This is a genomic window from Streptomyces sp. NPDC049597 (genome assembly GCF_040675505.1).
Classification (GTDB): domain Bacteria; phylum Actinomycetota; class Actinomycetes; order Streptomycetales; family Streptomycetaceae; genus Streptomyces.
Genome location: NZ_JBFAOY010000005.1, coordinates 90428 through 108525 on the forward strand (window position 1 = coordinate 90428; position 18098 = coordinate 108525).

12 protein-coding genes are annotated in these 18098 nt (G+C 71.0%); 4 read left to right on the forward strand and 8 right to left on the reverse strand.

The window, feature by feature from the left end; genetic code table 11:
- Positions 1 to 5: 5 nt before the first annotated feature.
- The 6 genes from AB0K02_RS08555 to AB0K02_RS08580 form a co-directional block, all read right to left on the reverse strand.
- On the reverse strand, positions 6 to 1856 hold the full coding sequence (locus AB0K02_RS08555) for a branched-chain amino acid ABC transporter permease (protein ID WP_365991590.1): 1851 nt from the start codon (positions 1854 to 1856) through the stop codon (positions 6 to 8).
- A gap of 5 nt (positions 1857 to 1861) precedes the next feature.
- Positions 1862 to 2794 (reverse strand): branched-chain amino acid ABC transporter permease, encoded by a 933-nt coding sequence (locus AB0K02_RS08560; protein ID WP_365991591.1) that lies wholly within the window; start codon positions 2792 to 2794, stop codon positions 1862 to 1864.
- 135 nt (positions 2795 to 2929) lie between these two features.
- Positions 2930 to 4165 carry a branched-chain amino acid ABC transporter substrate-binding protein gene (locus AB0K02_RS08565; protein WP_365991592.1) on the reverse strand — a complete coding sequence of 412 codons (1236 nt, stop codon included), beginning with the start codon at positions 4163 to 4165 and terminating at the stop codon, positions 2930 to 2932.
- 525 nt (positions 4166 to 4690) lie between these two features.
- Positions 4691 to 5092, reverse strand: coding sequence for a hypothetical protein (locus AB0K02_RS08570; RefSeq protein ID WP_365991593.1), 402 nt, complete (start codon positions 5090 to 5092; stop codon positions 4691 to 4693).
- 256 nt (positions 5093 to 5348) lie between these two features.
- Complete coding sequence (locus AB0K02_RS08575; RefSeq protein ID WP_365991594.1) at positions 5349 to 5807, reverse strand: hotdog fold thioesterase; 459 nt, start codon at positions 5805 to 5807, stop codon at positions 5349 to 5351.
- A gap of 49 nt (positions 5808 to 5856) precedes the next feature.
- Positions 5857 to 8136, reverse strand: a complete 2280-nt coding sequence (locus tag AB0K02_RS08580) for an FdhF/YdeP family oxidoreductase (RefSeq protein ID WP_365991595.1) — start codon at positions 8134 to 8136, stop codon at positions 5857 to 5859.
- Positions 8137 to 8279: 143 nt separating this feature from the next.
- On the opposite strand from AB0K02_RS08580, the gene polA reads away from it, so the two are divergent.
- Positions 8280 to 10988, forward strand: coding sequence for a DNA polymerase I (gene polA / locus AB0K02_RS08585; RefSeq protein ID WP_365991596.1), 2709 nt, complete (start codon positions 8280 to 8282; stop codon positions 10986 to 10988).
- A 45-nt stretch (positions 10989 to 11033) separates the two neighbouring features.
- On the opposite strand, the gene AB0K02_RS08590 is transcribed toward polA, so the two are convergent.
- Positions 11034 to 11837, reverse strand: coding sequence for a DUF4184 family protein (locus AB0K02_RS08590; protein ID WP_365991597.1), 804 nt, complete (start codon positions 11835 to 11837; stop codon positions 11034 to 11036).
- Positions 11838 to 12058: 221 nt separating this feature from the next.
- Between AB0K02_RS08590 and AB0K02_RS08595 the strand changes: the two genes are divergently transcribed.
- The 3 genes from AB0K02_RS08595 to AB0K02_RS08605 all read left to right on the forward strand — a co-directional run bounded on the left by AB0K02_RS08595 (position 12059) and on the right by AB0K02_RS08605 (position 15081).
- Positions 12059 to 13765 (forward strand): lytic transglycosylase domain-containing protein, encoded by a 1707-nt coding sequence (locus tag AB0K02_RS08595; protein ID WP_365991598.1) that lies wholly within the window; start codon positions 12059 to 12061, stop codon positions 13763 to 13765.
- A gap of 166 nt (positions 13766 to 13931) precedes the next feature.
- On the forward strand, positions 13932 to 14069 hold the full coding sequence (locus AB0K02_RS08600; protein ID WP_365991599.1) for an SPW_0924 family protein: 138 nt from the start codon (positions 13932 to 13934) through the stop codon (positions 14067 to 14069).
- Positions 14070 to 14079: 10 nt separating this feature from the next.
- Complete coding sequence (locus tag AB0K02_RS08605; RefSeq protein ID WP_365991600.1) at positions 14080 to 15081, forward strand: DUF3068 domain-containing protein; 1002 nt, start codon at positions 14080 to 14082, stop codon at positions 15079 to 15081.
- A 76-nt stretch (positions 15082 to 15157) separates the two neighbouring features.
- Here the strand turns inward: AB0K02_RS08605 and hrpB are convergent, their stop codons facing one another.
- A complete protein-coding gene (gene hrpB, locus AB0K02_RS08610) occupies positions 15158 to 17815 on the reverse strand; it encodes an ATP-dependent helicase HrpB (RefSeq protein ID WP_365991601.1) in 2658 nt (885 codons plus the stop codon).
- Positions 17816 to 18098 lie beyond the last annotated feature (283 nt).

The following is an 18098-nucleotide window of genomic DNA, read 5'->3' on the forward strand; positions in this document are numbered from 1 at the left end:
GTCTTTCACGCCCCCGCCTTGGCGACGCCGACGCCGGAGTCGGGGAGTCCCTTGTCCGGGACGTCGAGTTGATCGGTCTCGTGGTACTCGAGCTGGGCGCGCCGGTTGGCGATGAGGCCCTCCGGGCGGAAGCGCATCAGCAGGATGAGGGCGATGCCGAAGCCGAGGAGCTGGTAGTCCTGGAGGAACTGCAGCTTGGCCGGGATCATGTAGAGCAGCGTGGCGCCCAGCAGCGGTCCGCTGATGGTGCCCATGCCGCCGAGGATGACGGCGGCCAGCAGGAAGGCCGAGTTCGGCGGCACGGGGCCGGCGAACTGGTACATCTCGGGGACCACGGTGTGCTGGACGTGTGCCTGCACGGTGCCGGCGAGGCCGGCGAGCGTGGCGCCGAGCGCGAAGGCGATGAGCTTGACGCGGAAGCCGTTGATGCCCATGGCGGTGGCGGCGGTCTCGTCCTCGCGGATGGCGACCCAGGCACGGCCGATGCGGGAGCTGCCGGCACGGCGGAAGACGAGGACCACGAGGACCGTCGCCAGCAGCATCAGCAGGTAGTAGTTGGCGTAGGCGCCGAGTTCGAACCCGAACACGGTGTGGGCCTCCCCGAAGTTGAACCCGAAGAACTCCAGGTCCGGGATGTTCGGGATGCCGTTGGGGCCGTTGGTGATCTGCGGGCCGGAGGTGCCGTCGAGGTTCAGCATGACGATGCGGAAGATCTCACCGAATCCGAGCGTCACGATGGCGAGGTAGTCGCCGCGCAGCCGCAGGGTCGGGGCACCGATGACGACACCGAAGATCAGCGACACGACGGCGCCGGTGAGGACGGCCGCCCAGAAGGGGAAGTGCACGTCGAAGGCGGAGGCCGTGGATCCGGAGACGAGGGCGGCGGTGTAGGCGCCCACGCCGAGGAAGGCGACGTATCCGAGGTCGAGCAGGCCGGCGAGGCCGACGACGACGTTCAGTCCGAGCGCCACGGTCGCGAAGATGAGGATGTTGACCGCGACGAGCGTGTACTGGTCGGTGCTCTGGGTGAAGGGGAAGGCCGCGGCGGCGACGAAGGCGGCGATCACCGTGACCTGGCGGTACTTGGCCGTGATCGCCGAGAGCCGGGCGACGAGACCGGCCTTGAAGAGCGCGGCGACGGCGAACCCGACGGTGATCAGGTAGCCGGTGAAGAGCTCGGCGTACTCGGTGTCGATGCCGTAGGTGATGACGTACAGCCCGACCGCGAACGCGGCGACGATGACCAGGATCTCGGCCCAGGAGGGCAGCTCCTTGGCCTTGGACAGCGGGCGGTCGATCTTGCCCAGCCTCAGCCAGCGGTAGACCTGGTAGATCAAGGCCAAGACCCCGACGCCGAGGAGGACGAGGAGGATCACGGTCCGTCGGCGCAGCGGGCGGAGCGACTGCTTGGTGCGTCGGTCGAGCGGAAGGCCAAGCGCGCCGGCGAGCATGATCAGAGTGGCGACCGCGGCGACATATCCGCCCGGTTCCAGGTTGACGACGCCTCCGAGTTCGACGGCGATCGCGATCACGGTGTACCAGGTGGTGACCAGTGAGCCGATGGCGAGGAACGCGACGGAGTTGTTGCTACCCGACGGATTGAGCCAGCCGAGGCCCCGTACGCCGTAACCGGCGACGGTGAACAGCAGGGCGAGGATTCCGCTGACGAGCGTCAGTACCTGCAGGCCCCCGGGGTATCCAGTGACGGTGAGATCGCCGGGGAACTCGGCGGTCCAGGTCCACGCCAGAAAGGTGGAGGCGATGGTGGCAACCGCGCCGGCAACAGTGACCGCGCGTGCGACGGGCGCGGACAGAGGGATGACCGGGGTCGTCTCAGTGGTGGTGTTCGTGGTCATCGCTCTCACGCCCGATCCGCGACGCGCTCACCGAGCAGACCCTGGGGCCTGACGAGGAGCACGACGATGAGGAGTACGAAAGCCCAGACGTTGGACCAGGCGCCACCGCCGAGCTGCTGCATGCCGGGGATTTCCTCGATGTAGGCGATCGACAGCGCCTCGGCGAGGCCGAGCACCACGCCGCCCACCATGGCGCCGTAGATGTTGCCGATGCCGCCGAGGACGGCGGCGGTGAACGCCTTGAGACCGAGGATGAAGCCCATCTCGAAGTTGATCTGGCCCCGGTCGAGGCCGTAGGCGACCGCCGCCACCGCGGCGAACGCGGCGCCGATGGCGAACGCCATCACGATGATGCGGTCGGTGTTGATGCCCATCAGCTTCGCCGTGTCGGGGTCCTGGGCGGTGGCCTGCATGGCGCGTCCGCTGCGGCTCTTGGAGACGAAGAGGCCGAGGCCGAGCATGCACAGCGGCGCGAGGACCAGCACGAAGGCGTCGGCGCGCTGGATGGCGAGGTTGTCGAAGATCTTGAAGGATTCCCCGGTGAACTCCGGGAAGCTGCGGGCTTCCTTGGCGTCCGGGTAGAAGCCCCAGATCAGCTGCTGGAGCGCGATCGACAGGCCGATCGCGGTGATGAGGGGGGCGAGCCGTGGGGCGTTGCGGAGCGGCCGGTAGGCGAAGCGCTCCGCGGCCGTGGCGACGGCGACGGAGGCTAGGGCGCCGCCGATGATCATGAGCGGTATCGCCACCAGCAGGCTCGTTCCGCTGGGGAGCCAGATGTAGGTGGTGAGGGCGCCGAAGCCCCCGATCATGAAGATCTCGCCGTGGGCGAAGTTGATGAGCTGGACGATGCCGTAGACCATGGTGTACCCGATGGCGATCAGACCATAAAGGGCGCCGAGGGCAAGGCCGTTGGCCAGCTGTTGCGGCAGTTCGTTCACCGCAGGGCCTCCGATGAGCGTGTCGGATATGAGTCCGCGCGAGGGCGCTGTTTGCGCCCTCGCGCGGCTGTGTTCAATTCGGTGGGGGGCTGGCGGAGCGGCGCGCTGCCGGTCCGCCCGGGGGGCAGTACTCGGTCAGTCCTCGAAGGTCGCGGACTTGACGTCGGTCCACTTGCCGCCCTTGACCGAGTAGACGGTGAGCTGCTTGTTGGTGGTGTCGCCGAACTCGTCGAACGAGACCTTGCCGGTCACACCGTCGAACGAGACCTTGGACATGGCCTCGGTGACCTGCTTGCGGGCGTCCGCCGGCACCTTGCCGTCGTTGGCCGCGACGACGGCCTTGACCGCCTGGATGATGCTCCACGCGGCGTCGTAGGAGTAGCCGCCGTAGGCCGCGTACGGGTCCTTGTAGCCGCCGGCGTTGTAGTCCTCGATGAACTTCTTGGCCGTCGGGAGCTTCTCGACCGGGAAGCCCACGGAGGTCGCGAGGTCGCCGTCGTTCGCCGTGCCGGAGGCCGCGATGAACGCCGGGTCGTAGATGCCGTCGCCACCCATGGTCGGGATCTTGGCTCCGGCCTTCTTGACCTGGTCGGAGAGCAGACCGCCCTCGGGGTACTGGCCGCCGAAGTAGACGGAGTCGGCGCCGGAGGCCTTGACCTTGTCGGCGGTGGAGGAGAAGTCGGTCTCCTTCACCGTGACGTGGTCGGTGCCCGCGATGGTGCCGCCGAGGCGCTTGAACTCCTCGGAGAAGATGGCGGCCAGGCCGGCGCCGTAGGTCTGCTTGTCGTCGACGACGAAGACCTTCTTCTTCTTGGCGTCGTTGTACAGGTACTGGGCGGCGAACTTGCCCTGGATGACGTCCGTGGTGGCGGTACGGAAGTAGGTGGCGAACGGCCGCTTCTTCTCGCCCTTGCCCCAGTTGTCGCCCTGGCTCAGCGCCGGGTTGGTGTTGGCCGGGGAGACCTGGGTCAGGTTCGCGGAGTTGAACACACCCTGCATCGACTGGGACACGCCGGAGTTCAGCGGGCCCACGACGCCGAGGACGTCCTTGTTGCCGACCAGTTTGGTGGCGTTGGCCTGACCGGAGGCCGGGACGGCCTGGTCGTCGAGGGCCTCGATCTTGAACTCGACGCCCGGGACCTCGTTGTTCTTGTTGGCGGTCTTGGCCGCGAGGTCCACGGAGTTCTTGATGCCCTGACCGAGCGCCGACAGGGAGCCGGTGAGCGGCGCATCCACACCGATGACGACGGTGGTCTTGCCGCCGCTCTCGTTGCCGCCACCCTTGCTGTCGTCGCGCGAGCCGCAGGCGGAGAGGGTGAGCGCTCCCGTGGTGACCACGGTGGTGAGGATGAGCAAGGAACGGTGTCGCACGATTAATCCTTTCCCTGGCGCGGCCCCCTCTGCTGAGGTGCCGTTTCGTCGCCGGGCCGTACTGGGGGATCCACGGCCTTCTGAAGGCGCGCCCTTCGGCGCGGTGACTGGCGGTGACTCTAGGCGGAGGTGGGGGGGCCCGGGAGACGGGAACTCAGGATGTGACGCTCTTGTTATGCCAAGGCCAAAGATGTGTGGGGGGAGTATGGACAGATCGGGCTTTTGGATACGGCACGGAATGCCCACATGGTGAGAATCTGCAGTTCCGCTAAGGGGCTTCGATAGTTCTTGGTGCTGACACTCGTGGGGACTTTGCTCGGGTTACCGGGAGAACGGGGTCGTGGAGGTGCGTGAGGGGGAAACCGAATTCCGGACACGATCTTCGTTACTCACAGTGACGGTCATGCGGATGTTGATCATGTTGCCGCGGCGTGTCGGGGGCGTGAACCGGCCGGACATCGCAGCGCTCAGTAATCAGCCACCGTCCGAATTCCGGACGCTTCATCATGTAATGCGGCGCGGGGCTCACCTCGGCGCTCGCCAGTTCTCGGAACTGCCCGTCGCTCCGTTCTGCTCGGCGCAGTACCGCTCCGCCTGGCGGTCGATCAGCTCCAGCGCCTTCCGTCGCCCTTGGTGCCTTTCCTCGGTGCGGGCCGCGGCGACGATTTTTTCGTGGAGGGCGTACTGATCATTGGAGAGCCCCTTCTGCTCCCAGTCGATTCCGGCCCATTTGCCGCCCTTGAGCGTCTCTTTTGCCCAGTACGAGACGAGACTTGCGCATATCTGGGCGGGAGAGCTGGTCCGTGGTGCGGGAGTTGAGCTCCGCGGGGGGCCGGAGGAGGGGGCGGTCGAACAGGCGGCCGCTGCCAGTGAGAACAGGAGGGCGCAGGCGGTGTACGTGGTCGGCCTGCGCGGCTTCATGCCCATGGGCAAACGCTAAGCCGTCACCATCGGTGACACAACGGTCCGGAAAGCCGATGCGTCCGCAAAGCATGACCTTGGGCCGTAAAGCGGCGCAGGCGGGCACCGGCGCTGTGCGGTGCCCGCCGGGCGGCGGGACGGGGAGGGCGGCGGCCCGGGCCGGCGGCCGCCTCTCGTGCCGGTGCGACCGGCCCTGGACGTCGCCAGGCGGTTCAGCCCTGGGTGTCGCCGGGCGGTTCAGCCCTGGACGTCGCCGGGCGGTTCAGCCCTGGGTGTCGCGCAGGAGGCAGGTCAGCCGCGCCGTGCACACCCGCTTGTCCTGCTCGTCCGTGATCACGATCTCGTACGTGGCCGTCGAACGCCCGCGGTGCACCGGCGTCGCCACACCCGTGACCTGGCCGGAGCGCACCCCGCGGTGGTGCGTGCAGTTGAGGTCGACGCCCACGGCGATCTTGGAGGAGCCGCCGTGCAGCATCGAGCCCACCGACCCCAGGGTCTCCGCCAGCACGGCGGAGGCGCCGCCGTGCAGGAGGCCGTACGGCTGGGTGTTTCCCTCCACGGGCATCGTGCCGACGACCCGCTCGGCCGACGCCTCGACGATCTGCACGCCCATGCGGTTGCCCAGGCTCCCGGCGGAGAAGAGCGCGGGCAGGTCGATGCCGAGCTCCGCGTACTCGTCGATGACCTCTTGCGGGAACTTCACGGTGGTCTGCTCGCCCATGGGCCGGCTCCGATCGTCGTACGGCTTTCCTGACTGCCTGAGCAAACGCTTAGGCGGACGGAGATTGTTCCAGACGCACGATCACGGACTTGCTGGCGGGGGTGTTGCTGGTGTCCGCCGTGGAGTCCAGCGGCACCAGCACGTTCGTCTCCGGGTAGTACGCGGCGGCGCAACCGCGCGCCGTCGGGTAGTGGACCACCCGGAATCCGCGGGCCCGGCGCTCCACGCCGTCCTTCCACTCGCCGACCAGATCGGCGTACGAACCGTCCGCCAGTCCCCGCTCCCGCGCGTCCTCGGGGTGGACGAGCACCACGCGGCGTCCGCCCTTGATGCCGCGGTAGCGGTCGTCGAGGCCGTAGATGGTGGTGTTGTACTGGTCGTGCGAGCGCAGGGTCTGCAGCAGCAGCCGGCCCTCGGGCACCTCGGGGTACTCCACGGGAGCCGCGGTGAAGTTCGCCTTGCCCGTCGCCGTCGGGAAGCGGCGCTCGTCGCGCGGGCCGTGCGGGAGGGTGAAACCGCCCGGCCGGGCGATCTTCTCGTTGAAGTCCTCGAAGCCGGGAACGACCCGGGCGATCCGGTCGCGGATCGTCCCGTAGTCCTTCTCGAACTCCTCCCAGGGCGTCGTCGACGCCGGCCCCAGCACCGCGCGCGCCATCCGGGCGACGATCGCCGGCTCGGAGAGCAGATGCGGGCTCGCCGGCGGCAGATTCCCGCGCGAGGCGTGGACCATGCCCATCGAGTCCTCGACCGTGACCACCTGACGGCCGCCTGCCTGGACGTCCCTGTCGGTGCGGCCCAGTGTCGGCAGGATCAGCGCCCGCCGCCCGGTGACGGCGTGCGAGCGGTTCAGCTTCGTCGACACGTGCACGGTCAGCCGCGCCCGGCGCATCGCCGCCTCGGTGACGTCGGTGTCCGGGGTCGCCCCCACGAAGTTGCCGCCCATGGCGAAGAACACCTTGGCCCGGCCGTCCCGCAGCGCCTCGATCGAGCGGACGACGTCCAGCCCGTGGTGGCGCGGCGGCGCGAAACCGAACTCCCTCTCCAGCGCGTCCAGGAACTGCTCCGAGGGGCGCTCGAAGATGCCCATCGTGCGGTCGCCCTGCACGTTCGAATGACCGCGTACCGGGCACACGCCCGCGCCCGGACGGCCGATGTTGCCCCGCAGCAGAAGGAAGTTGACCACCTCGCGGATGGTCGCCACGGAGTGCTTGTGCTGGGTCAGACCCATCGCCCAGCACACGATGACGCGCTTCGACTCCAGCACCATCGCGAGCGCACGCTCGATCTCCTCGCGCCCCAGGCCGGTCGCGGCGAGGGTCTCCGCCCAGTCCGCCGCCCGCGCGGCGGCGGTGAACTCCTCGTACCCCTGGGTGTGTTCGCGGACGAACTCCTCGTCGACCGCGCCCTCCGTCTCCAGGACCAGCTTGTTGAGCAGCCGGAAGAGCGCCTGGTCACCGCCGATGCGGATCTGCAGGAACAGGTCGGTCAGGGGGACGCCCTTGACCATGCCGCGCGGGGTCTGCGGGTTCTTGAACCGCTCCAGGCCCGCCTCGGGCAGCGGGTTCACCGAGATGATCCTCGCGCCCGAGCCCTTGGCCTTCTCCAGGGCGGAGAGCATCCGGGGATGGTTCGTACCGGGGTTCTGACCGGCCACGACGATCAGATCGGCCTGGTGCAGGTCCTCCAGCGAGACGCTGCCCTTGCCGATGCCTATCGTCTCGGTCAGCGCGGAGCCGGACGACTCGTGGCACATGTTCGAACAGTCGGGCAGGTTGTTCGTGCCGAATTCGCGGGCGAACAGCTGCAGCAGGAACGCCGCCTCGTTGCTCGTGCGCCCCGAGGTGTAGAAGAGCGCCTCGTCCGGGGACGACAGCGCGCCCAGCTCCTCGGCGATGATCGCGAAGGCCCGCTCCCAGGTCACTGCCTCGTACCGGTCGGCGCCCTCGGGCAGATACATGGGCTGGGTGATACGGCCCTGCTGGCCCAGCCAGTAACCACTGCGGCTCGCGAGATCGGCGAGCGTGTGCGCGGCGAAGAAGTCCGGCGTCACCCGGCGCAGCGTCGCCTCCTCGGCGACGGCCTTCGCCCCGTTCTCGCAGAACTCGGCGACGTGGCGCTTGTCGCCCTCGGGCCACGCGCAGCCGGGGCAGTCGAAACCGTCCTTCTGATTGACCTGCAGCAGCGTCTGCGCCGTGCGCCGCACACCCATCTGCTGCCGGGCGATGCGCAGGGTGTGCCCGATGGCGGGCAGGCCCGCCGCCGCGTGCTGGGGCGCCGCGACCTCGGGCGCGTCCTGGACCGGGTCACCTGCGGGCGGCTTGCTGGCCATCGCGCTCTCCTTCGAGCGTCGTCTCCTGCTGCTGTACGGCTGCGATCCTTTCACGTACCACCGACATCGGCCCATACCCCGGCGGACCCGGTGCCCACGGCCGCGGGTCGGGAATGTCAGTGGTCCGTGGCAGGATCGGGTCCGTGGCTGAGACAGCATCGAAGAAGACGGCAGACAACCGACCGCGCCTGCTCCTCATGGACGGGCACTCCCTGGCGTACCGGGCGTTCTTCGCGCTGCCCGCGGAGAATTTCACGACCGCGAGCGGCCAGACGACGAACGCGATCTACGGCTTCGCCTCGATGCTGGCGAACACGCTGCGCGACGAGGCACCCACGCACTTCGCCGTGGCCTTCGACGTGTCCCGCAAGACCTGGCGCTCGGCGGACTTCCCCGAGTACAAGGCGAACCGCTCGACGACCCCGGACGAGTTCAAGGGGCAGGTCGAGCTGATCGGCGAGCTGCTCGACACGATGAACGCGGTGCGCTTCGCCGTCGAGGGCTTCGAGGCGGACGACGTCATCGCCACCCTGGCCACCCAGGCCGAGGCCGCGGGCTTCGAGGTGCTGATCGTCACCGGTGACCGGGACTCGTTCCAGCTGGTCAGCGAGCACACCACCGTGCTGTACCCGACCAAGGGCGTCTCCGAGCTGACCCGGTTCACGCCCGCCAAGGTCGAGGAGAAGTACGGCCTCACCCCCCAGCAGTACCCCGACTTCGCCGCCCTGCGCGGCGACCCGTCGGACAACCTGCCCGGCATCCCCGGCGTCGGCGAGAAGACGGCCACGAAGTGGATCAACCAGTTCGGCTCGTTCGCCGAGCTGGTCGAGCGCGCCGACGAGGTCAAGGGCAAGGTCGGCCAGGCGCTGCGCGACCACCTGGAGTCGGTCAAGCTCAACCGCCACCTCACCGAGCTGGTGCGCGACGTGGAGCTGCCGAAGTCCGTCGCCGACCTGGAGCGCGCTCCCTACGACCGCACCGCGCTCAAGGGTTTCCTGGAGGTCCTGGAGATCCGCAACCCGAGCCTGCGCGAGCGGCTGCTCGCCGTGGACCCGGGTGCCGAGGCGGAGGAGGCCCCCGCCCCCGCCGCCGGGGTGGAGCTCGACGGCAGCGTGCTGGGCACGGGCGAGCTGGCGTACTGGCTGGACCAGCACGGTCATCAGCCGCTCGGCGTGGCCACCGTCCACAGCTGGGCGCTGGGCGTCGGCAGCGTCAGCGAGGTCGCCCTGGCCGCCGCCGGGGGCAAGGCGGCCTGGTTCGACACCACGCAGCTGGACGAGTCCGACGAGAAGGCGCTCACCGCGTGGCTCGCCGACACCTCCCGCCCCAAGGTCATGCACAACGCGAAGGAGGCCCTGCGGGTCTTCCCGGAGCACGGCTGGGAGCTCGCCGGCGTCACGATGGACACCGCGCTCGCCGCGTATCTCGTCAAGCCCGGGCGCCGGTCCTTCGCACTGGACGCCCTGTCGGTCGAGTACCTGCACCGTGAGCTCGCGCCCGCCGCTGCCGACGGGCAGCTGGCCTTCGGCGCCGACGAGCAGGCCGAGGCCGACGCACTGATGGCGCAGGCCAGGGCGGTTCTCGATCTGGGTGAGGCGTTCGGCGCGAAGCTGACGGAGGTCGGAGCGGCCGGCCTGCTCCACGACGTGGAGCTGCCCACCTCCCTGCTGCTCGCGCGGATGGAGCGGCACGGCATCGCCGCCGACCGCGCCCACCTGGAGGCGCTGGAGCAGCAGTTCGCCGGCGCCGTGCAGCAGGCGGTGAAGGAGGCGCACGCCGCGGTGGGCCACGAGTTCAACCTCGGCTCGCCCAAGCAGCTCCAGGAGGTCTTCTTCGGCGAACTGAATCTGCCCAAGACCAAGAAGACCAAGACCGGTTACACCACCGACGCGGACGCGCTGGCCTGGCTCGCCGCGCAGACCGACCACGAACTGCCGGTCATCATGCTGCGCCACCGCGAGCAGGCCCGGCTGCGGTCCACGGTCGAGGGTCTGATCAAGACCATCGCCTCCGACGGTCGCATCCACACCACCTTCAGCCAGACCGTCGCCGCGACGGGCCGCCTGTCGTCCACCGATCCGAACCTGCAGAACGTGCCGGTGCGGACGGACGAGGGCCGCGCGATCCGCCGCGGTTTCGTGGTCGGCGAGGGCTTCGAGTCCCTGATGACCGCCGACTACAGCCAGATCGAGCTGCGGGTGATGGCACACCTGTCGGAGGACGAGGGCCTCATCGAGGCGTTCACCTCCGGCGAGGACCTGCACACCACGGTCGCCTCCCAGGTCTTCGCGGTGGAGCGGTCCGCCGTCGACGCGGAGATGCGCCGCAAGATCAAGGCCATGTCGTACGGGCTCGCCTACGGTCTCTCGGCGTTCGGCCTCTCCCAGCAGCTGAACATCGAGCCGGCCGAGGCGCGTGTCCTGATGGACACCTACTTCGAGCGGTTCGGCGGGGTCCGCGACTACCTGCGCCGCGTCGTGGACGAGGCCCGGGCGACGGGGTACACGGCCACGATGCTGGGCCGCCGCCGCTATCTGCCCGACCTGAACAGCGACAACAGGCAGCGCCGGGAGGCGGCCGAGCGGATGGCGCTGAACGCGCCGATCCAGGGCACGGCGGCGGACATCGTCAAGGTGGCCATGCTCAACGTGGACCGCGCGCTGACGGAGGCGAAGCTGAGTTCCCGCCTGCTGCTCCAGGTCCACGACGAAATCGTGCTGGAGGTCTCGCCGGGCGAGCGGGAGCAGGTCGAGGAGCTGGTCCGCCGGGAGATGGCCTCGGCGGTGTCCCTGCGGGCGCCGCTGGACGTCTCGGTGGGCGTCGGCCCGGACTGGGAGTCCGCCGCCCACTGAGCTCTCCGGTGCCGCCCCGGGGCCTTCGGGTCCCGGGGCGGTGGCTCACCCGCGGGTGCGGACGCGGATCGCCGCCCCGTAGAGCAGCAGGCCCGCCGCAAGCCCCGCTCCCGCGCCGAAGCACACCGTGGGGATCAGGTCGAAGGGTGTCCCGTCGCGGCCCCAGTGCGCGTACCAGCGCATACAGCGGTGCACGATTCCCGCGAACACGCACATTCCCAGCACCGCCCCGGCGATGCGGCGCTCGTGGCGGCCGAGACGCGGCAGTTCCCGGCCGGGCGGCAGCGCCGGCTCCGCGCGGCGCAGGGCCGACACCAGGAACCACGTCAGCGCGACAAACCCCAGGGCCGAACTCCCGTACTGCGCGTACGTGTAGAGCGGGTACCCGGCGACCACCTCGCTCAGCTCGGGCACCAACCGCACGCCCCACCGGTCGTAGTGGGTGAAGGCGTCCCACACCGCATGCGTCGTGGCGCCGATGACTGCCGAGACGTAGAACCAGAACGCGGAGATGAGCGGAGGCCGGTCGCCCCAGGCGCGGCCCCGCAGCACCGTGTGCACTCTGGTCCGCCGGCTGTCCGGCAGGAGCGCGATCAGCGGATCGCGCACCAGCAGCCAGGCCGCGAGCAGCACCGCGGTGACGGCGACGTCGAACGTGAGCACCCCCATGGGCCGGTGCGTCATGCCCCCGTACATCATCGCGCCCGGTACGAAACTCGCCGCGAAGTACGTCATGTCGGGCGCGAGGCACCCCAGGACGAGCGCCGATGCGAACAGCGGTCCGCGCGCCGTCCCGTCCGTCCGAATGCCCGGCAGCACCGCCGCGGCGTGGCTCAAGGTGAACGGCATGGTGTCAGTCCCCTGTGATGACCGCTGTTGATCAATGCCGCCCATTATGTTCCTTGCGTCGCCTTGGCGCACACCGGATCCGGGGCGCGGAACACCCCTACGTGTCGAACTGGTGAATACCGGTCAGGTGACGGTTTTACGGCGCCCGGAGTTGCACTAGGGTCACGGGAGACTTCGCGCGGGGGAGCGCGAGCAGCCGCCGACGGGGAGGGACCAGACGTATGGCAGCGCAATTCGGCCGCCGACTGCGCAGGGGGGCCACGACAACAGCCGTCGCCGCGGCCGCGGTGGCCGCCCTCTCCGCCTCCCAGGCGCCGGGCGTCGCGCCCGCCACGTCGGGCGGAAGCCAGGAGGCGTCCGACGCCACCCCTCCGCCCGGGACGCCGGTGACCGGCAACTCCCCGTACTACACGGACCTGCCTCCCCTGAACTCCCCTGACGCTCCGGGAACTTCGGGCGACCCGGTGGTGACCGGCCCGGGTGAGGCCGGCATTCCCGCGACCGTCCTCGCCGCCTACAAGCGGGCGGAGAAGACCCTCGCCGAGACGGATCCCGCCTGCCGTCTTCCGTGGCAGCTGCTGGCGGCCATCGGCAAGGTGGAGTCCGGTCAGGCGCGCGGCGGGCGGGTGGACGCGAACGGTACGACGCTCACCCCGATTCTGGGTCCGGTGCTGAACGGCGTCGGTTTCGCGAACATCTCCGACACCGACGACGGAGCCTTCGACGGCGACACCGTGCACGACCGTGCCGTCGGCCCCATGCAGTTCATTCCCTCCACCTGGGCCACCTGGGGCCAGGACGCGAACGGCGACGGCCGCAAGGACCCCAACAACATCTACGACGCCGCGCTCGCCGCCGGCCGCTACCTGTGCCACGGCGGCCGGGACCTGACGGTGCAGGACGACCTGGACAAGGCGATCCTCGGCTACAACCACTCGCGGGAGTACCTGCGCACGGTGATGTCGTGGTTCGAGTACTACAAGCGCGGCACCCACGAGGTCCCGGACGGCACCGGAGTGCTGCCCGTGGGCGACGGACCAGACAGCGCCGGCCCGCTGCCCAGCCCGACGCCGAGGCCGCAGCCCAAGCCGGCTCCCACACCGAACCCCTCGAAGCCCGGGACGACGCCGTCCCCCGGACCCGGCACGCCCGGCGGGGGCTCGGGCGGCACGCCCACGCCGACGCCGACGCCGTCCCCCACCCCCGCGCCCGTCTCCCGCATCGAGGACGCCGGCACCGGGCGGATGACGGCGACAGCCGGTCAGGACTTCACCGCGCGCGCCAAGGTCCGGGTGGAGAACTCCCGGGGCGAGGCCGTGGCACGGGAGGCCGTGCGGTTCTCCGTCATCGGTGACACCGACACCCGGTTCCCGGACGGCGGGACCAGCGTCGTCCTGCTCACCGCCGCGGACGGCACGGTCACCGCTCCCGCGTTGCGCGCGGGCGAGAAGACCGGCACGTTCACCGTCCGTGCCACGGTCGAGGGACGTGACCTGGCTCCCCGCGACTTCATCGCCACCGTGACCGAGCGGGTCGCGGACACGATCGTGAGGACCGGCAGCGAGGCCCAGACGGCCGAGACTGGCGCCGAGTTCGCGCACGCCATCCAGGTCAAGGCCACCTGCCGGGGCGTGGCGGCCGCCGGCGTCGAGATGACCGCCACCATGATCAGGTCCGCCGACGACCCGGCCGAGAACGACAAGGGCCCCTACTTCAAGGACGCCCAGGGCAACCCCCTTCGCACTCTCACCGGCCTGAAGGCCGACGCCGACGGGCTGCTGACGCTCCCGAAGATCTACGCGGACGTCAATCAGGGCACCTACCGCCTGCGTCTCACCAGTCCCGGCGGCGGCTCCCTCGACATCGAACTGCAGGTCGTCGCGCCGGCCGCGTCGTCTCCCTCCCCGTCCCCGACGCCCACCGGCTGACCCCGACGGTCGTCGCCGCCCCGCCCCTCCGCCCGCTCGGGCAGAGGGGCGCTCGCATGTGTTCCTCCCGTTCTCCTGTCACCGGCTGTTCTCATCTCACGGCCGCGTTGCTACGGTGCCCCCTCCCTGACGACGCATCAGACCGGATCGCCCCGGGAGGCCGAGCATGCGCGCCCTCGCCGCCGCCGCCATCGGACTGGCCGCCGCGTTCGCCCTGGTCCTCGCCGTGACGGCGCTCGGCGCACCCGCCGGTGAGACCTCGCCCAAGCCGCTGCTGACCACCGTCCCCGGCCCCAAGAAGTAGGGAGACGGTCATGCGCCGCAGAGCCGGACTCGCACTCCTCGCCCTCGCCGTCTTCTTCGCCGCCCTCGCCCCCCTGCTGCGCTGGTACGCCTTTCCCCGGCTCGTCAAGATCCCCGCCGGGCAGTACCAGGAGATGGTGCTCGAGGCGAAGCCGGCGACCCTCCTCGACTACGGCACCCTCACGGCCAAGGAGGTCGAGAAGGTCACCATCGTCCAGACCCTCAAGGGCAACGTGGAGGAGTCCGAGAGGATCGAACACAGCGCCGGCCGCGACGTGGTGGTCTGGGACTCGCTCTCCTACGTGCAGGGACCCGACGGCAAGATGGTCTCCCAGATACCCGAGCGCTACATCTTCGACGCCCACAGCCAGGAACCCGTCCATGCCACGGGCGAGTCCGTCGACGGCGACGCGGTGCGACGCGAGGGCATCGAGTTCAAATGGCCCTTCCTCACCGAGAAACGGGACTACACGTACTTCGACGCCCAGGCCCGGACCTCCGCCCCCATCCACTACGAGGGGACCCGTACCTTCCGCGGCCTCGAGGTCTACTACTTCGAGCAGACCGTCCCGTGGACCAAGGTGCCCTACCCCAAGAAGATGCCCATCCCCGGCGTGGAAGCCACCACCCTGGAGAAGCAGACCGGCACCACCCGCTGGTACACCACCAAGCGCATGTTCTGGGTGGACCCGGTCACGGGCGCACCCGTCAACGGCGAGGAGGTCCACAGGGAGGAACTGCGAGGCGGCACCCTCCTCGGCGGCCGGGAGAAGGTCACCGCCTTCGCCGGCCACGTGAAGATGCGCGAGGACTACATCGACCACACAGTCGAGCTCGTGAGCTCCCAGCGACGGCTCGTGCTCCTGATGACCTCCTGGCTTCCGTGGGGTCTTCTCACCCTGGGGGCCGGCCTGCTGACACTGGCCCTGATCCTCGAGGCCCGGGGCCGCCGGCCGCACGGCCCCGCGCCGGCGACCACGACAGCGGACGCGACACCCACCCGCACCACCTGACCCGCTCCGGCCGTCCGACCTGCCCACGGCCGCCCGCTCGGCCTGAGCGGCGGCCCGCGCCCGGCCCGGTCCTGCGTCACATTCCCGTCCCGGGCGACGAGCGCGCCGCCCGGGCCTTCGTGTGCCGGGTGGGCTCGGCCGTCGCCGGGTCCTCGGGCCACGGATGCCGGGGATAGCGCCCCCGCAGCTCCGCCCGCACGGAGCGGTACCCGTCCCGCCAGAACGAGGCCAGGTCCGCCGTGACCGCGGCAGGCCGCCCCGCGGGGGACAGCAGGTGCACCACCACGGGCACACCCGCGACCTTCGGCGTCTCCCGCAGACCGAACAATTCCTGGAGCTTCACTGCCAGCACCGGCTGATCCCCGCCGTACTCGACCCGTATCCGTGACCCGCTCGGCACTTCGATCCGCTCCGGTGCCAGCTCCTCCAGCCGCGCCGCGTCCCCCGTCGCCCACGGCAGCAGCCGCTGCAGGGCCTCACCGGCCCGGATGCGGCCGAGGTCCGCCCGCCGCGCGGCGCGGGACAACTCGGGCTCCAGCCAGTCCCCGGCCCGTTCCACCAGTGCGGCATCCGAGACGTCGGGCCACGGCGCGCCCAGCACGCGGTGCAGGAAGGCGAGCCGGTCCCGCAGCCCGTGCGCCTCGCGGGTCCAGTGCAGCAGGGCCGGCCCTTCACCGCTCAGTCCGTCCAGCAGCGCCTGGCGCACGAGGCCCGGATCGGCGTCCGCCAGCGGCCGTACGGACAGCTCCACCGCCCCCAGACGCTCCACTCGCCGGGCGACGACGTCCCCGTCCTCCCAGTGCACCTCCTCCTGCTGCGACAGCAGATGGGAAGCTGCCGCACGCGCCGCCTCCTCGTCGACGACCGCCGCCAGCCGCACCCGCGCGGAGGCCGCGTGCGCGGGCCGGTCGGCGACCGCGACGGCCAGCCACGGCGCCTGCTGCAGGCCCGAGGCCTCGCCGACCTCGGCCGCGGTGCCGGAGACCATGAGGAACGACCGCTCACTCCGCGCCTTCGCCACCCGCTCCGGGAAGGCGAGCGCCGCGACGAGCCCCGCGGCGGCGTCCTGCCCCATGGCCGCGGCTCCGGCGCGGCCTCCGTCGGCAGGACCGCCTCCGGCCGTGCCGAGGCCGTCGGAGGCCCGCACCGCCGCCCACCTCTCGCCCGCCCGGCCGACGGCCCCTTCGGCCGCTTTCCCCGGCTCCTGGCGGTCCGCCGCCGGCAACGACGACAGCAGCCGGTCCGCCTCTGCCCGCCAGCGTGCGCCGTAGGCGTCGCCGCCGCGCCGCGCCGTACGCCACACCGCCGCGAGATCGTCGCCGTACTCGCGCGGCGGCTCCTCGCTCAGCACCGCCACGATCTCCGCCGCGCGCCGCGCTCCGACCTCCGGCGCACCGTCGAGCAGGGCGCGCGCCAGCCGGGGATGGAGGCCGAGCCGTGCCATGCGTATCCCGCGCTCCGTCGCCCGGCCGCTGTGGTCCACGGCGCCGATGGCCTGCAGGACCGACCGCGCCGCGGCCATCGCGCCTGCGGGAGGCGCGTCCAGCAGGGCGAGACCGCCCGCGTCAGGGTCGCCCCAACAGGCCGCCCGGAGCGCGAAGGACGCGAGGTCGGCGATCTTGATCTCGGGGGAGGGGTGGCGCGGTCGCCGGACGTCGTCCGCTTCCGACCAGCAGCGGTACACCGTGCCGAACGCCTCCCGGCCCGCCCGGCCGAGCCGCTGCGTCGCCCCCGCCGCGGACACAGGCACCGTCGCCAACGAGCCCAGTCCCCGTGCGTGATCGACCCGCGGCTCCCGGGCCAGGCCCGAGTCGACGACGATCCGCACCCCTGGCACGGTCAGGCTGGACTCGGCGACCGAAGTCGCCAGCACCACGCGCCGCCGGTCGCCCCCGCGCAGCACCGCTTCCTGCACAGCCGCCGGCGCCCGTCCGTGCAGCTGAAGGACCTCGGCGCCCACTCCGTCGAGCATCGCGGCCGTGCGCGCGATCTCGCCCGTGCCCGGCAGGAAGCAGAGGACGTCCCCCTCGTGACGGTCGAGCGCCTGCCGCACGGTGGCCGCCACATGGCGAAGCAGCTGCGGATCGACCCACGTGCCGTGCGCCGGGCGCACACCGGCGGGCGGGGGCGCGAAGTGGACCTCCGCCCCGTGTCCCTGACCCTCGCTGCGGACGACAGGCGCGGGCTGAGAACCGTCGAGCCGGGCCAGCAGCTCGGACCACGCCTCCGCGTCGCTCGTCGCCGACGCCGCGATCAGACGCAGCTCCGGGCGCAGCGTCGCCCGCACGTCGACCAGGAAGGCGAGCGCGGTGTCCGCGTCCAGATGCCGCTCGTGGCACTCGTCGAGCAGGACCACGTCGACGCCCGGCAGTTCCGGGTCGCGCTGCAACCGCTGGAGCAGCACGCCCGTGGTGACCACCTCGATCCGCGTGGGGGGGCCGGTCCTCCGCTCACCGCGGACCGAGAACCCGACGCCGTCGCCGAGCTCCTGCCCCAGCAGCCACGCCATACGGCGCGCCGCGGCCCGTACGGCCATCCTGCGCGGCTCGGCGACCAGCACCCGGCGCCGCGGGCCGCCCCCTATGAACCCGGCGAGCGCCAGCGGCACGAGCGTCGTCTTGCCGGTGCCCGGCGGGGCGTGCAGGACGGCCACGCCACGGTCGTCGAGCGCGGTCAGCAGCTCGGGCACGGCATGGCGGACGGGAAGGCGGTCGAGAGCTTCGGTTCGGATCACGCCATCAGTCTCGTACGGACCGCCGCGCGCCGTTCCGGGTCGTCCACAGGCAGCGCCACGTGTGCGTTCGTATGACAAGCGCGGGTCGGTGGGCGGGCGGCCCGGTCGGCAGCGGCTGCCGCCGACCGGCACGCCGCCGCGACCCCGGACCGGTGCAGCCGCTGTCGGCTGTCCCGAGCCGCGACCCCGGACCGGGGCAGCCGCTGTCGGCCGGCCACAGCCGCATCACTCGCTCCGCCGTGCGCCCACCACCGCCGTGACCGGCCGCTCAGCGGCTCCCTCG

Excerpts from the sequence above, each read along its gene's own strand:
- AB0K02_RS08555 (WP_365991590.1), bottom strand. The coding sequence starts at position 1,856 with ATGACCACGAACACCACCACTGAGACGACCCCGGTCATCCCTCTGTCC.
- AB0K02_RS08570 (WP_365991593.1), bottom strand. The coding sequence starts at position 5,092 with ATGGGCATGAAGCCGCGCAGGCCGACCACGTACACCGCCTGCGCCCTC.
- AB0K02_RS08575 (WP_365991594.1), bottom strand. The coding sequence starts at position 5,807 with ATGGGCGAGCAGACCACCGTGAAGTTCCCGCAAGAGGTCATCGACGAG.
- AB0K02_RS08580 (WP_365991595.1), bottom strand. The coding sequence starts at position 8,136 with ATGGCCAGCAAGCCGCCCGCAGGTGACCCGGTCCAGGACGCGCCCGAG.
- AB0K02_RS08590 (WP_365991597.1), bottom strand. The coding sequence starts at position 11,837 with ATGCCGTTCACCTTGAGCCACGCCGCGGCGGTGCTGCCGGGCATTCGG.
- AB0K02_RS08595 (WP_365991598.1), top strand. The coding sequence starts at position 12,059 with ATGGCAGCGCAATTCGGCCGCCGACTGCGCAGGGGGGCCACGACAACA.
- AB0K02_RS08600 (WP_365991599.1), top strand. The coding sequence starts at position 13,932 with ATGCGCGCCCTCGCCGCCGCCGCCATCGGACTGGCCGCCGCGTTCGCC.
- AB0K02_RS08605 (WP_365991600.1), top strand. The coding sequence starts at position 14,080 with ATGCGCCGCAGAGCCGGACTCGCACTCCTCGCCCTCGCCGTCTTCTTC.